This window comes from Planktothrix pseudagardhii, assembly GCF_904830925.1.
Lineage (GTDB): Bacteria > Cyanobacteriota > Cyanobacteriia > Cyanobacteriales > Microcoleaceae > Planktothrix > Planktothrix tepida.
Genome location: NZ_LR882967.1, coordinates 1707063 through 1719330, shown reverse-complemented (window position 1 = coordinate 1719330; position 12268 = coordinate 1707063). Strand labels below are relative to the sequence as shown.

At 38.6% G+C, this 12268-nt stretch carries 14 protein-coding genes; 7 read left to right on the top strand and 7 right to left on the bottom strand.

Going from position 1 to position 12268, the window contains the following annotated elements; genetic code table 11:
* Positions 1-33: 33 nt before the first annotated feature.
* The 3 genes from NMK36_RS07370 to NMK36_RS07360 all read left to right on the top strand — a co-directional run bounded on the left by NMK36_RS07370 (position 34) and on the right by NMK36_RS07360 (position 1104).
* Positions 34-474: a cupin domain-containing protein gene (locus NMK36_RS07370; protein WP_072717349.1), complete on the top strand. Its 441-nt coding sequence runs from the start codon at positions 34-36 to the stop codon at positions 472-474.
* 90 nt (positions 475-564) lie between these two features.
* The gene (locus NMK36_RS07365; protein WP_072717348.1) at positions 565-798 is read left to right on the top strand and encodes a DUF167 domain-containing protein; all 234 of its coding nucleotides are present in this window, start codon (positions 565-567) and stop codon (positions 796-798) included.
* A 42-nt stretch (positions 799-840) separates the two neighbouring features.
* Complete coding sequence (locus NMK36_RS07360) at positions 841-1104, top strand: hypothetical protein (protein ID WP_254173428.1); 264 nt, start codon at positions 841-843, stop codon at positions 1102-1104.
* A gap of 106 nt (positions 1105-1210) precedes the next feature.
* Here NMK36_RS07360 and NMK36_RS07355 read toward each other — a convergent pair whose 3' ends face one another.
* Positions 1211-1891, bottom strand: coding sequence for a Uma2 family endonuclease (locus NMK36_RS07355; protein ID WP_072717346.1), 681 nt, complete (start codon positions 1889-1891; stop codon positions 1211-1213).
* A 547-nt stretch (positions 1892-2438) separates the two neighbouring features.
* Here NMK36_RS07355 and NMK36_RS07350 point away from each other — a divergent pair.
* The 3 genes from NMK36_RS07350 (at position 2439) to NMK36_RS07340 (ending at position 5516) form a co-directional block, all read left to right on the top strand.
* Entirely contained in the window at positions 2439-3791 is a 1353-nt protein-coding gene (locus NMK36_RS07350) for an AAA family ATPase (RefSeq protein ID WP_072717364.1), read from the top strand.
* On the top strand, positions 3784-4590 hold the full coding sequence (locus tag NMK36_RS07345) for a Rho termination factor (RefSeq protein WP_254173427.1): 807 nt from the start codon (positions 3784-3786) through the stop codon (positions 4588-4590). The genes NMK36_RS07350 and NMK36_RS07345 overlap by 8 nt, the downstream gene beginning before the upstream one ends.
* Positions 4591-4727: 137 nt before the next feature.
* Positions 4728-5516: a hypothetical protein gene (locus tag NMK36_RS07340; protein ID WP_254173426.1), complete on the top strand. Its 789-nt coding sequence runs from the start codon at positions 4728-4730 to the stop codon at positions 5514-5516.
* A gap of 335 nt (positions 5517-5851) precedes the next feature.
* Here NMK36_RS07340 and NMK36_RS07335 read toward each other — a convergent pair whose 3' ends face one another.
* Positions 5852-6334 (bottom strand): hypothetical protein, encoded by a 483-nt coding sequence (locus tag NMK36_RS07335; RefSeq protein WP_254173425.1) that lies wholly within the window; start codon positions 6332-6334, stop codon positions 5852-5854.
* Between the two features lie 87 nt (positions 6335-6421).
* A complete protein-coding gene (locus NMK36_RS07330; protein ID WP_254173424.1) occupies positions 6422-6643 on the bottom strand; it encodes a hypothetical protein in 222 nt (73 codons plus the stop codon).
* 268 nt (positions 6644-6911) lie between these two features.
* Here NMK36_RS07330 and NMK36_RS07325 point away from each other — a divergent pair, with 268 nt between their 5' ends.
* On the top strand, positions 6912-8303 hold the full coding sequence (locus NMK36_RS07325) for an NB-ARC domain-containing protein (RefSeq protein ID WP_254173423.1): 1392 nt from the start codon (positions 6912-6914) through the stop codon (positions 8301-8303).
* Positions 8304-8416: 113 nt separating this feature from the next.
* On the opposite strand, the gene NMK36_RS07320 is transcribed toward NMK36_RS07325, so the two are convergent.
* The 4 genes from NMK36_RS07320 to NMK36_RS07305 all read right to left on the bottom strand — a co-directional run bounded on the left by NMK36_RS07320 (position 8417) and on the right by NMK36_RS07305 (position 12151).
* Positions 8417-9367, bottom strand: a complete 951-nt coding sequence (locus tag NMK36_RS07320) for a F0F1 ATP synthase subunit gamma (RefSeq protein WP_072717038.1) — start codon at positions 9365-9367, stop codon at positions 8417-8419.
* 120 nt (positions 9368-9487) lie between these two features.
* Positions 9488-11005: a F0F1 ATP synthase subunit alpha gene (gene atpA / locus NMK36_RS07315; protein WP_072717039.1), complete on the bottom strand. Its 1518-nt coding sequence runs from the start codon at positions 11003-11005 to the stop codon at positions 9488-9490.
* A gap of 70 nt (positions 11006-11075) precedes the next feature.
* Positions 11076-11621 carry an ATP synthase F1 subunit delta gene (gene atpH / locus NMK36_RS07310; protein ID WP_072717040.1) on the bottom strand — a complete coding sequence of 182 codons (546 nt, stop codon included), beginning with the start codon at positions 11619-11621 and terminating at the stop codon, positions 11076-11078.
* Positions 11622-11623: 2 nt separating this feature from the next.
* Positions 11624-12151, bottom strand: coding sequence for a F0F1 ATP synthase subunit B (locus NMK36_RS07305; RefSeq protein WP_072717041.1), 528 nt, complete (start codon positions 12149-12151; stop codon positions 11624-11626).
* Positions 12152-12268 lie beyond the last annotated feature (117 nt).

The following is a 12268-nucleotide window of genomic DNA, read 5'->3' as shown; positions in this document are numbered from 1 at the left end:
AAGCACAATATCTTGCACTGTGAGGACGATACTATGGGTCTGATCCGCCAAGTTGAAGTTCGCAGACTCAACGCGATGAAGTCGGGAAGGGTTGAGTTTTTCACTCCCCAAACCAGTCAAGAAACGATGATGGTCAGAGTCGAAGCAGGTGCAATTGAACCGCTATTTGTTCATCATTTTCAAACCGATCAACTGTTAGTTGTCCGGGGTGAGTTTGTGATCGTGATTTTACAGAATCGTCAATATTTTTATATTCCTCTGAGTGAAAAGATCCCGACTGTTATTACGATTCCTCCTGGGGTTCCTCACAGTGCCCTTAACTTAAGTGATGAACCCTGTTTGATAGTGAATGCGGTACTGCGACATGGAGACCCCCACGAACGAGATTATCGCCCCTTAAAACCGCCCTTTCCTTATGATTTAGTCGCAGCAAAACAAGCATTAGAAACCTTAGATTATCCCCTAACGGCGTAAGGTTTAGGTAGGGAGAATAAAGTTTATCGTCTTGAACTAGGGGATTTAATCTAATAATATTGATATGGACAATTATGATTTTCTAAAGCCTTGGCACTGTTAAAAATTAAAGTTAAACCCAATTCTAAACAGCAAGCTCTCCAAAAAGAAGTTGATGGAAGTTTTACTGTCCATCTGAAATCTCCCCCGGTGGAGGGAAAAGCCAACCAAGAATTAATTCAATTTTTAGCAAAACACTTGGGAGTTCCTAAATCGCAGATTACCATTAAATCGGGTTTATCCTCCCGCCATAAATTTGTAGAAGTTCCCGACGTTAACCCCTAGTATAATGGGTTAGTGTGCGCCATCAATTTCAGTTTTTTGCCAATGGATGCGTTTCAACCCACCCCACCAGATTGGACTACCGATGCAACTCACGCTTCTGAGTTTTGCTGTCCTCAATGTTCTGCGAGTAGTTTAGAAGCTCAACAGGTTTGGATTAACCGTCGTTCTCCCGTTTACAGTGAAAATAATCGTCGCAAATGGCAGGAATTTTATACTTGTCAATGTGGCTGTGTTTGGTGGGCTTGGAGTAGCGATCGCCCTCCCTCTAACCTCGTTTCTCAAACCGAAGATTCTGATATTTTTTGAGCGTTTAATCTGGAAGTTAGAGGCAACTTCTGTAACTAACGCCCTTATCATTCCAATGGCTTGCATTGGAATGATAAGGCTAGTTAAAAAGCGATCGCTTATCCTTTTAAAGTTGTTCAGGATCAATTCCTAATTCTCGGAGTTTAGCCGCTAACTTATCAGCCCGTTGAGTTTCATTTTTAGCCACTTCTTCAGTCGTTAAAACTAATTCACCTCCTGCTGTAAAAAATCGTAATTTATGATCAAGAATGCCTAAAAATAGGTCTAATTGTTGACTCCATAACCAGCCGTTTTCATTGGGTGAAATCGGTTGATATTGACCCTCAACAATATGAAATCCGGCAAATTCTAAAGTCTTTGGATCAAACCAAAAATAGTCCGGGGTACGAAAAATATCCTGATAGATTTCTTTTTTTTCTCCGCGATCAGTATCAGCCGTTGTTTTGGATAACATTTCAATGATGACATTAGGATATTTGCCATCTTCTTCCCAAACAACCCAACTATTACGGGGTTTTCGTTCAGTTCCCAAAACCACAAAAAAATCTGGCCCGCGAAATTCTTCGGATTTTTTTTGACGTTGACTATAATAAATGGTTAAGTTACCAATGGCATAAAAATCATCTCGATCTTGCCATAACCATTCTAACGAGTTAAGTAAAATTAGAATTTGGCGGAGATGGAGTTCGCTTTCCAATGGGGGCTCCTGACTCAATAAATCACTGGGCGGAAATTGCACTTCATTGAGAAGTGTTGGGGTTTGGATTTGTTCTTCAACGATAGACATTATTGAATGTCCGTTAGGATAAGTATTTTTTGATTATAGTTTAAAAAAATAGCGATCGCACGCTTCCACCTAATCAAGAAGTAGAAATATTAGAAAATCCGTTAACCCTATCAGGAGAAAATATATTACCCCAATTCATCCTAAACTTAGAACAAATTTGGTAAACCTCGTTGTTGTGCTTCAGCACAATCAAAAAACGATAACAAAAACAATTAACCTCAATCTGCTCATCCCTCTCGTTTCTAGGTAGAACCTAGAAATACTATTCATAGAGGCTCCGCCTCCTGTTATTTGAGGCAGAGCCTCAATTTTTGCATTCCAATGCAGAGCATTGGAACGAGGGAACAAGGGACGAGGGACGAGGCAAAAAAATATGAGTCACTTAACATTGTCACCCCATTATGAAGATCTGAGAAAAAATCATGACTTATAAATACTTATGCTGGTATAATGTTCTCAAATAATAATCAAAGTGAATCTAAATTTTGATTATCTTTTACATTGATTTATATCAATGGGATCTTTCCGTACCATTATCTCGATTGATATGACTGATGCAAACTGGAATACAATTTTAGACAGTATACCCGATCTAGCTTCTGAAGCTATTGTTAGCGATTACTTTGTTAAGCCCTTGTTAAAGGCTCTAGGGTTTAGTATTGAGGAACAATACCCCGAATTTGCTACGGGTTCTGGGACAGTAGATTTTGCGGCTCGAAAAAATCAAGGCAGTGATCTTTTTAATCGATCAAAGATCAATCCTTATCTGTTGGTAGAAGTTAAAGGTCGAGCTATTGGTACGGGAGCCAGAATAAATCTCATGGAGAAAACACCGACCAATCAAAAAACTCAAAACCAAATTAAACAATATTTGCTATCCCCTAACTGTAAAACTGCTGAATGGGGAATTATTACAAATTCAATCCATATTCAACTTTTTCGGCGACATGGTAAGGTTGTTCATCCTGCCACACCTTGCTGGCTAATTAAAAAAGATAATATCCTAGATATTGTTAATCGCATTAAAGATTTGATCGAGAATCCCTTACCTGCTTTAGTCGTTAGTCTCTACAATGATAAGGGAGGTGTTGGCAAGACAACAACTACAATCAACCTAGCTTCTATATTACGCAGGCAGAAAAAGAATGTTTTAGTGATTGACTTTGATCCTCAACAGCGAGACTTAACAGATTCACTGGGTTTACAACCTACAAAAACCAAGTTATCTGATTGTTTAATTGATCGATTTTTAAATATTAAAGATGCCATTCAGCCTTTTAAAATTAAAACTAAATCTGGAGAGGTTCGAGTTTTTGACGTTATCCCTTCAGATGCGGGTTTAGAAGAACTTATGCACTATGACCAAGTACCCAAAGTTCAAAAAGGGCCGGCAAGGTTAAAAGATTTATTAGAGAGTTTGAAACTTAATTATGATTATATTTTGATCGATGCACCGACAAACTGGACGTTTTTTAGCCAAAGTTGTGTTTATGCCTCTGATGTTGTTTTAATGCCAACTAAACACACAAATTTTGCTTCATTAAAAAATGCCAGTAAAGTGATCCTAGAATTTATTCCTGAAATTCAAGAACTAAGAGATAAAAAAGGAGAGTATGGCCCGATTCCTCTGCCTATTTTTTTTAATGAACATAAAGCAACAGAGACTTCATTGAAACGTGCAAATAGTGAAATTAAGTCGATCATTTCTTTGAATCGTGATTTATTACCGTACTTTTATCCGAAATATACAAAAGGTGCCCCAGATCAAACAATATTCAGTATTCCAGAATATGCTATTGTTGCAAGTGCCGCTTTTGAACGCATACCTGCCGTATTTAAGCATAAAACTGTAAACGATTATTATCTTTCTTTAGCACAGGAGTATTTTCTTTATGAGTGATTTTGATAATATTGGTAAATTAATGCACTTGCCTTTAATTGATATTGAACCCGGACAAGAAATTACAGAACCGGAATTTTTTGTTTCAAGTGCAGCCGAAGCTATTTTACAAGCAAATGGACGAAATTGGGTTCCGGTGATTGTGCAGGAAATTGCAGATTATCAGTATCAAACGGTGAGTAATCATTTTGTCTATGCAGCCGCTCAAAAAGCACAATTAGAGCGGGTTTGGTGTATTGTTATTGATCCAAAACCTTCTAATATTGAACAAGCTAAAATTTTAACAAGAGAAACTAATCCGCTTGTTAATTTATGTACTGCTTCCAGAGATACAATTCTAGCAGCACTCGGCTATTTACAATCTGAACCTGGAAGTCCTTTAAAAACAAAAACAGTAGATTTAATTAAAGTAACAAATCGGATTCTTGAATCTGATCGAGAAACTTGGGCTGATTTCAATGAACTTACAAAGTTAAAATGTGGAATTACAAAAGGGAACAAATTAGACTGTTTAAAACAAGTTTTTTACTGTAAACCCTTACCTAAAAAAGAACTTCCGCCAGCACCTGAACCTGTATCTATTAAAAAAGCCAACCGAGATGAAATTTTTGAGCGTCTCAATTATTTATCTATTAATAAAATAGATGGTTTTGATAAAATAGATCCGGATCAATTAGCTGATACTCTGTTTACAACTCCTAAAGGGAAATGGAAAAGTTTAAATCCTATTTCAACCCTTGACTGTGGAGTTAGTAAAAATCAGATTCAAAAAACTCTAAAAACCGTATTTTCTTTATAAATAATGAGGAAATATCTTACCAGGATTTACCTTAACCTTAGAACAAATTTGGTGAAAATTATTTTGGTGAAGATGTAAGAGTTTATCTAGCTTCATGGTAACCTTTTAGTTAATAAAGTTTTAATGAGCATAGTTAAATGGCAAAAAAATATTTGATTATTGCTGGTGTATTAATAGTTACTTTTGGTGCTGTCGCTTTTGGATTAGATAAATTAGCTGACCAAAAAGCAGAACAGGAAATTGAACAAAAACTTAGTTTAGGTACAGGTTTAGGTATAGATTGTACAAAAGCGAATGTAAATTTATTCCAGAATAATGTCCAATTCATGGATCTTAAGGTTGATAATATAGATGGTTTTGCTAGTCCTTATATTTTTAGAATTAAAAGTATGAGCTTTCAAGCTAAATCATTAGTACAAAAGCCTTTAGAAATTGAAAAAATTGTTGTTGAGGATATAGAAGTTAATGTTGATGTGCGGTTTGATAATAATGCCACTACACCTGAATCCATGATGGCAATTAACCTAAAAAAATTATCTGAAAAAGGAAAAAATAACCCGAATCAAGATTCAGATAAACCAGAGGATTTGAACATCAATCAAATGCAATTTAATAACATAATTTTTACTATTAATTTACAACTTCCTGATGGTAAAAATGTTCCTATAACTAAAGAATTTAAAATTGATCAAATAACTTTAGAGCAAGTTACCGGGAAAAATTTACCTGTTCAATTATCTTCTGCATTACAGGAGAAAATATTAACAGAAATAACTGGCTTAATTAATGAGCAAAATTTACCTCAATTAAACTCAATTATAGAAAAATCAAACAAAATAAAACCACCCTCTCCTCCCTCTCCACCCTTTCCACTCTCTCCCCCCTCTCCACCGAAAAAATCATATCTTCCCCCTCCAGCAATATAGAAAACTATAATAAAAACAATTAACCTCAATCTGCTCATCTCTCTCGTTTCTAGGTTCTACCTAGAAATGCTATTCATGGAGGCTCCGCCTCCTGTTATTTGAGGCAGAGCCTCAATTTTTGCATTCCAATGCAGAGCATTGGAACGAGATCATTATTACTCTTCTGGATTAATTTGAGATGCAAATTGAGGACAAAAATGTTTAGTAGCTAAGACAAAACGAAAACTGACCAGGCGAAGATTAGCTCTATATGTTGCTGAACCTTCCTGTTGTTGAGACAGTTTTTCTGATTCAGATTTAATAATATCTTGGTAAGATTGGCCTGATTGAAAAGTTCAGTTATAACGTGAGGTAGGTTGCAATTCAGGACATAATACTTTGCTTATAGATTGTCCTTTCTCTATCCACTCAACACTGAGAATATCAGATGGAATATTTTTTAAAACCATATACTCAGAGACAACAGAACTCGCTTTCGTACCTGCTTCTCTATTAGTTAGTCCTTGCGCTCTTGCTTCACAATAATTATCAGCATATAGAGTTGCAGTTTGATCAAAAGCTTTTGCTAATTCCTCTTGAGTTAAAGTTTTATTGGAATTGGTACTAGGAGATTGAGAAGAATTTGCTGTTTGAGATTGAGGTATACAAATTCCATCTAAATTAATAACTCGCTCTGCATGATCAACAATAAAACAACCAGGATTTTCTTGCGCTCTAGCAAAATTTTGCTGATCAGAAGTTACTAAAATAGTGGTCACGGATAGAGAAATTAAGCTAATTCCTAAAACTTGATTGAAACCGTTAAATTGATTAAGCATACGTTCTCCTTATGCTTGAAACCCAGGAAAAGTTTTCATTCCAATGCTCTGCATTGGAACGAGGGGAGAAATTGAGAAATCGATGATTTATTTCTTATTGGCAGCAGAAACAATCCCTCCCAAAAAAGCAAGTCCAAACATGACAATTCCAAAGATGGCTCTGCCATTGTCATTAGACACTTCTCCTTTAAAATATTGACTTGCGCCTTGTCCCGCAAGGTTGTAACGTGCTTCTGACGGTTTGACATGGGTGACAAAAATCGTCATAACTGCAATGATCATGCTCAAAGTTAATGTTTTTAATTTCATAGGTTATATAAAGATAAGTAAACTTGATGTTGTCATAGTGAATCAGATAGCTCCTATTCATTTGGGCTAATTCGCTCAGATGAATAATTACGACTCATCATTTCAACTAGGTATTATTATCGGATAATTTTTGATTCTGTACAGTCGGAAAAAGTCGGATTAAGTCGGGAATTTTATATTTTTTTCAGATTTGAGAAAGTCGGATTAAGTGGTTGAGGTCGGAAAAAGTCGGGTACAATACAGATGAATCTAACGTCTAACATAGGGTATGGATGTGCAAGAAGTCCTCAGACTAGCAGATCACTTGGTTTTTACTAAAACGGGAAAGCACCTAGATGATCTTCAAGAAGCAATATTGCGGGGAAGTTTAGAGAACGAAAAATACTCACAAGTGGCGGATGAGTTTCACTGTTCTGAGGGTCATGTCAAGGATATTGCTTCTGATTTATGGAAAATTCTCTCCGATGCTTTAGGGGAAGAAGTGAGAAAATCTAATTTGCGTTCAACCCTGAAGCGACAAAAATATTCTAATGTTCTTTTGAATTTTGGTAAAGATTATGTACAAATTAATAATATTAATGTTTGTCATGAACCTCCTTTATCCTCACATGATTCTGTTACGCCTAAAAATAATAAAACTCAACCTTTATTAAGAATTAATTTAGAAGATGCACCGGATATTTCTGAATTTTTTGGACGAACAGAAGAACTCGCAACTTTAAAAGATTGGATACTTGAACAACGGTGTCGAGTAGTAATGCTTTTGGGGATGAGTGGAATTGGAAAAACAGCACTAGCGGTTAAATTAGTTGAAGAGATTCAAGAAAATTTTGATGCGGTAATTTGGCAAAGTTTGGACACTCAACCTGCTTTAAATGAATTATTAATAAATTTACTGCAATTTTTATTAGACAAAGCAACAAATCAACTTCCAGTAACTTTGAATGAACAATTAAGTGAGTTGATGAGGATATTGCGATCGCAACGTTGCTTAATTATTTTAGATGATTTTCAAACCCTATTTAATTCAGGTCAATTAGCCGGAAATTATCAGTATAACTTTGAGAATTACCGATTGTTTTTTAAGAAAATAAGCCAATTCAATCACCAAAGCTGTATTATTTTAAATAGTTGGGAATTACCGAAGGATGCAATTGAATTAATGAGCCATAGTACAGCTATACATTATTTATTATTGTCTGGTTTAGGAGATTCAGCCAGAGATTTGTTAAAATTTCAAGGATTATCGGATATTAAAAACTGGAAGACTTTAATTGATTATTATGGAGGAAATCCATATTTTTTAAATAGTATTTCTACAGTTATTAAAAATTTATTTGGCGGTAAAGTTTCTGAATTTTTACGCTATGAAAGTTTATTTCTAGGAGAAAATATAACAGAAAGTCTGACTCAACAGTTTAATCGATTATCGGAATTAGAGCAAAAAATTATTATTTATTTAGGACAAAACCCTGATGGAATTCTGCTATCGGAGTTGCAATCTAATTTGAAACTATCTGCTTCTGATATATTAAAAGCCTTAGCATCTTTAGGACAACGCTGTTGGGTTGAAAGATTAGAATTAGAGAATCAAATCTGTTTTACCCTTCAACCGATGCTGAAACATTATATTCAAGCCATGCAGAAATCGGGTTTCTAAAAAAATCTTGATTCTATGCCAAAGTTGTTGTCAGAAACCCGGTTTCTTGATAAAAAAATAAGGTGAGTTCCGAATTTCGTAAACCCACCTTAAAATTAATATTAAATTAGGGTTTAACCCTTTAAAGCTTCTGCACCACCAACCACTTCCAGTAATTCCTGGGTAATGGAGGCTTGACGAGCTTTGTTGTAGGATAACGTCAGGGATTTAATTAACTCTCCAGCGTTTTCACTGGCGTTACTCATGGCGGTCATCCGAGCAGCTAACTCACTGGCGATGGATTCTTGCCAAGCGCGTAACAATTGGTTTGTTAAAAACAAAGGTAATAACGCATCCAAAATTTGGGCAGGATCTTGTTCAAAAATCATATCTCTCGGTAAATCCGCGAGATTATTTTTGACTTTCTCCCGTGTCACTTCAAATTGACCATTTTTTGTGGTCAAACGGAAGATTTCATCATCAGTTGGTTCTAATCCTTGAGGATCAAGCGGTAACAGAGTTTGAATTACTGGACGAGAAGCAATTAACGAAACAAATTTCGTATAAATTAACTCAATCCGATCCAATTCCCCAGATAAAAATAAAGCCAAAAGATTTTCCGCCGAATCCCGTACTCGGTCTATAGTGGGATTTTTTTCAGGGTTTTCCACCGTTGCGCGGATATCAACATCCCGTCTTTGGAAATATTGAATGGCTTTGCGTCCGACTAATAAATAGGTGCATTCAACGCCTTCAGCTTCCAACTCTTTTGCACGAGTTTCTGCCCGTTTGATCACGCTACTATTATAGGTTCCACATAAGCCACGATTACCCGAAATTACCAGTAATCCGACTTTTTTAACTTCCCGTTGTTTGAGGAGGGGCAAATCTGCTTCTTCAAATTTTAAACGGGATTGTAACCCATAAAGAATTCCGGCTAACCGATCAGCAAAGGGGCGAGAAGCTAAGACTTGTTCCTGGGCGCGACGCACTTTTGCAGAAGCCACCAGACGCATCGCTTCTGTAATTTTCTTGGTATTTTTAACCGAATCAATGCGATCGCGGATCGCTTTTAAATTTGACATAGTTTTGTCAGATTTGCAGTATTAAGTCAGTAGAGACGCGCTATGGCGCGTCTGTACAGGAGTCAGGCGTTTTAGGGGTCAGTTAACAGTTAACCGACGACACCCGACACCCGACACCCATTAAGCTGAAACTAAGAAAGTTTGTTTGAATTCTGTGATCGCTTCTTTCAACAGACCTTCAGCTTCATCGTCAAGGAGTTTTTTGCCTTGAACGATTTCGACGTATTTGGGTTTGCTATTTTTCAGATAGTCCCGCAGTCCGGCGGCAAAGGAAACGATTTTTTCAACAGGGATCTCATCGAGATAACCGTTAATTCCGGCGTAAATCACGGCCACTTGTTCAAACAATTGCAGAGGAGAATTCTGAGGTTGTTTTAACAACTCTTGTAGCCGTTTGCCCCGTTCTAATTGGTTGCGGGTAGCTTGGTCTAAATCAGAGGCAAACTGAGAAAATGCTGCCAACTCAGCATACTGAGCTAATTCTAATTTAACTTTCCCGGCGACTTTCTTCATGGCTTTGGTTTGAGCCGCAGAACCCACGCGGGACACGGAAATCCCGGCATTCACCGCCGGACGTAAACCGGAGTTAAATAAGTCAGAGGATAAGAAGATCTGACCGTCGGTAATGGAAATCACGTTGGTCGGAATGTAAGCCGAAACGTCACCCGCTTGAGTTTCAATCACGGGTAAAGCCGTCATACTACCGCCGCCGAGTTCATCGTTGAGTTTGGCAGCCCGCTCTAATAAGCGAGAGTGGAGGTAGAACACATCCCCAGGATAAGCTTCCCGTCCGGGGGGACGACGCAGTAACAGGGACATTTGACGGTAGGCTTGAGCTTGTTTCGATAAGTCATCATAGATGACCAAGGTGTGCTTGCCTTTATACATAAAGTATTCCGCCAAAGTTGCCCCTGTATAAGGAGCAAGGTATTGCAGGGTGGCGGAGTCACTGGCGTTAGCTGCGACGACGATGGTATAATCCATCGCACCTTTTTCTTCCAAAACTCCCACAACTTGGGCAACGGTGGAGGCTTTTTGACCAATGGCAACGTAGACGCAGATCACGTCTTCGCCTTTTTGGTTAATGATGGTGTCAATGGCGATGGAGGTTTTTCCGGTTTGACGGTCGCCAATGATTAATTCCCGTTGACCCCGACCGATGGGAATCATGGAGTCAATAGCGGTAATCCCCGTTTGCATGGGTTCGCACACGGAACGACGGGCGATAATCCCAGGGGCGGGAGATTCTAATAAACGGCTATCGGTGGTTTTGACATCTCCTTTACCATCAATGGGACGGGCTAAGGCATCGACAACCCGGCCTAACATGGCATCCCCTACGGGGATCTGAGAAATTCTTCCGGTGGCGGTCACGGCAGATCCTTCTTGGATGTCCCGGCCTTCACCCATTAACACCGCACCGACGTTATCTTCTTCTAAGTTCAAAGCAATGCCGATGGTGCCTTCGGCAAACTCTAACAGTTCACCGGACATGACTTTATCTAAGCCATAAATCCGGGCAATTCCGTCACCGACTTGCAGAACAGTCCCGACGTTGGTTTCTTTAACGTCTTGGTCGTACTGTTCAATTTGCTGCTGAATAATGCTGCTAATTTCGTCAGGTCTGATCGCTACCATTGTTCTTGTCAGTAGTTAGGGGTTATGAGTTAAAACAGATCCCATCTTTAATCATGACGGGTCATAACGATTATTGGGCCAATTTCATGCCAATGCGACGCAGTTGTCCGCGCAAACTGGCATCCACCACGCGAGATCCAACTTTGATAATCACACCGCCCAATAAATCCGGGTCAAGGGTGGTGGAAATTTCCACCGAGCGGGCATTGGTCATGGCTTTGACTTTTTCAGTCAAGGTATTTTGTTGAGCTTCGGTTAACGGATGGGCGGAGGTGATTTCTGCCAATACCGTTTGATTGAGTTTCCGCAGTAATACTAGATACTGTTGACCAATTCCCTGTAAGAATAAAATCCGTCCCCGATCCACTAACAGCATCAAGAAATTCCGTAATAAGGGATTAACTTGATCTCCTGTAATGCGTTGCAGAACGGCTTTTTTATCCTGGGGTTTAATCACAGGATTGTCTAAAAAGTTTTTTAATTCTGCGGAATTTTCCAGTAATTCGAGTAATGAGCGGATCTCATTGCCGAATTCTTCGGTTAAATTTCTCGATTGAGCCAAGGACATTAACGCCGAGGCGTAAGGCTCAACAATTTCTCCTGCGATCGCACTCATATTCAACCTCCCAGCAGCGTTAGACTCCGATCAATTAACCGTTCCTGAACAGTGTCGTCAAGCTGTTGTTTGAGTTGAGCTTCTGCCCGTTCAATGGCTTGAGTGGCAATCAGAGAACGCAGTTGAGAAATCACTCGTTCGCGATCTGAATCTAACTCAGCGCTTGCGTTTGCTTTCATGCGTTCTACCTCTTCGGCAGCTTTAGCTAGAATTGATTCTCTAACGGTTTTTGCCCGTTCTTCGGCTTCAGCTAAAATTCGTTGCGCGTCCGTTTGGGCGGCGGTTAATTTTTGCTGTTGTTCTGCTAGAGATGCTTCTGCTTGTTTTTGACGCTGTTCAGCTTCTTGAATCGCTTCTTCAATGGTGGAGCGTCTTTCATTTAGGATTTTTCCTAAAAAGCCTCGCCCAAAGTAAACCAGCACACCAATCAGAATGGCTAGGTTAATTAGGTTCGTCTCAAAAATATTGGTATTGAGACCGAATCCAGCTTCAGAGCTAGCTTCTGTGGCTAGTAATAAAACAGTCTCCATGATGTTCTTCTCATAAATGCGCGGCTTAAGGTTTAACTCCCTATAGGGGGCGTTATCATCTAGCCTGGGCTGTCTTCAATCCGAATTTTCCGCAGTTTCACAAGCTGAAAACAATCT

Coding starts and splice junctions, on each gene's coding strand:
- NMK36_RS07370 (WP_072717349.1), top strand. CDS start 34: ATGGGTCTGATCCGCCAAGTTGAAGTTCGCAGACTCAACGCGATGAAG.
- NMK36_RS07360 (WP_254173428.1), top strand. CDS start 841: ATGGATGCGTTTCAACCCACCCCACCAGATTGGACTACCGATGCAACT.
- NMK36_RS07355 (WP_072717346.1), bottom strand. CDS start 1,891: ATGTCTATCGTTGAAGAACAAATCCAAACCCCAACACTTCTCAATGAA.
- NMK36_RS07350 (WP_072717364.1), top strand. CDS start 2,439: ATGACTGATGCAAACTGGAATACAATTTTAGACAGTATACCCGATCTA.
- NMK36_RS07345 (WP_254173427.1), top strand. CDS start 3,784: ATGAGTGATTTTGATAATATTGGTAAATTAATGCACTTGCCTTTAATT.
- NMK36_RS07340 (WP_254173426.1), top strand. CDS start 4,728: ATGGCAAAAAAATATTTGATTATTGCTGGTGTATTAATAGTTACTTTT.
- NMK36_RS07335 (WP_254173425.1), bottom strand. CDS start 6,334: ATGCTTAATCAATTTAACGGTTTCAATCAAGTTTTAGGAATTAGCTTA.
- NMK36_RS07330 (WP_254173424.1), bottom strand. CDS start 6,643: ATGAAATTAAAAACATTAACTTTGAGCATGATCATTGCAGTTATGACG.
- NMK36_RS07325 (WP_254173423.1), top strand. CDS start 6,912: ATGGATGTGCAAGAAGTCCTCAGACTAGCAGATCACTTGGTTTTTACT.
- NMK36_RS07320 (WP_072717038.1), bottom strand. CDS start 9,367: ATGTCAAATTTAAAAGCGATCCGCGATCGCATTGATTCGGTTAAAAAT.
- atpA (WP_072717039.1), bottom strand. CDS start 11,005: ATGGTAGCGATCAGACCTGACGAAATTAGCAGCATTATTCAGCAGCAA.
- atpH (WP_072717040.1), bottom strand. CDS start 11,621: ATGAGTGCGATCGCAGGAGAAATTGTTGAGCCTTACGCCTCGGCGTTA.
- NMK36_RS07305 (WP_072717041.1), bottom strand. CDS start 12,151: ATGGAGACTGTTTTATTACTAGCCACAGAAGCTAGCTCTGAAGCTGGA.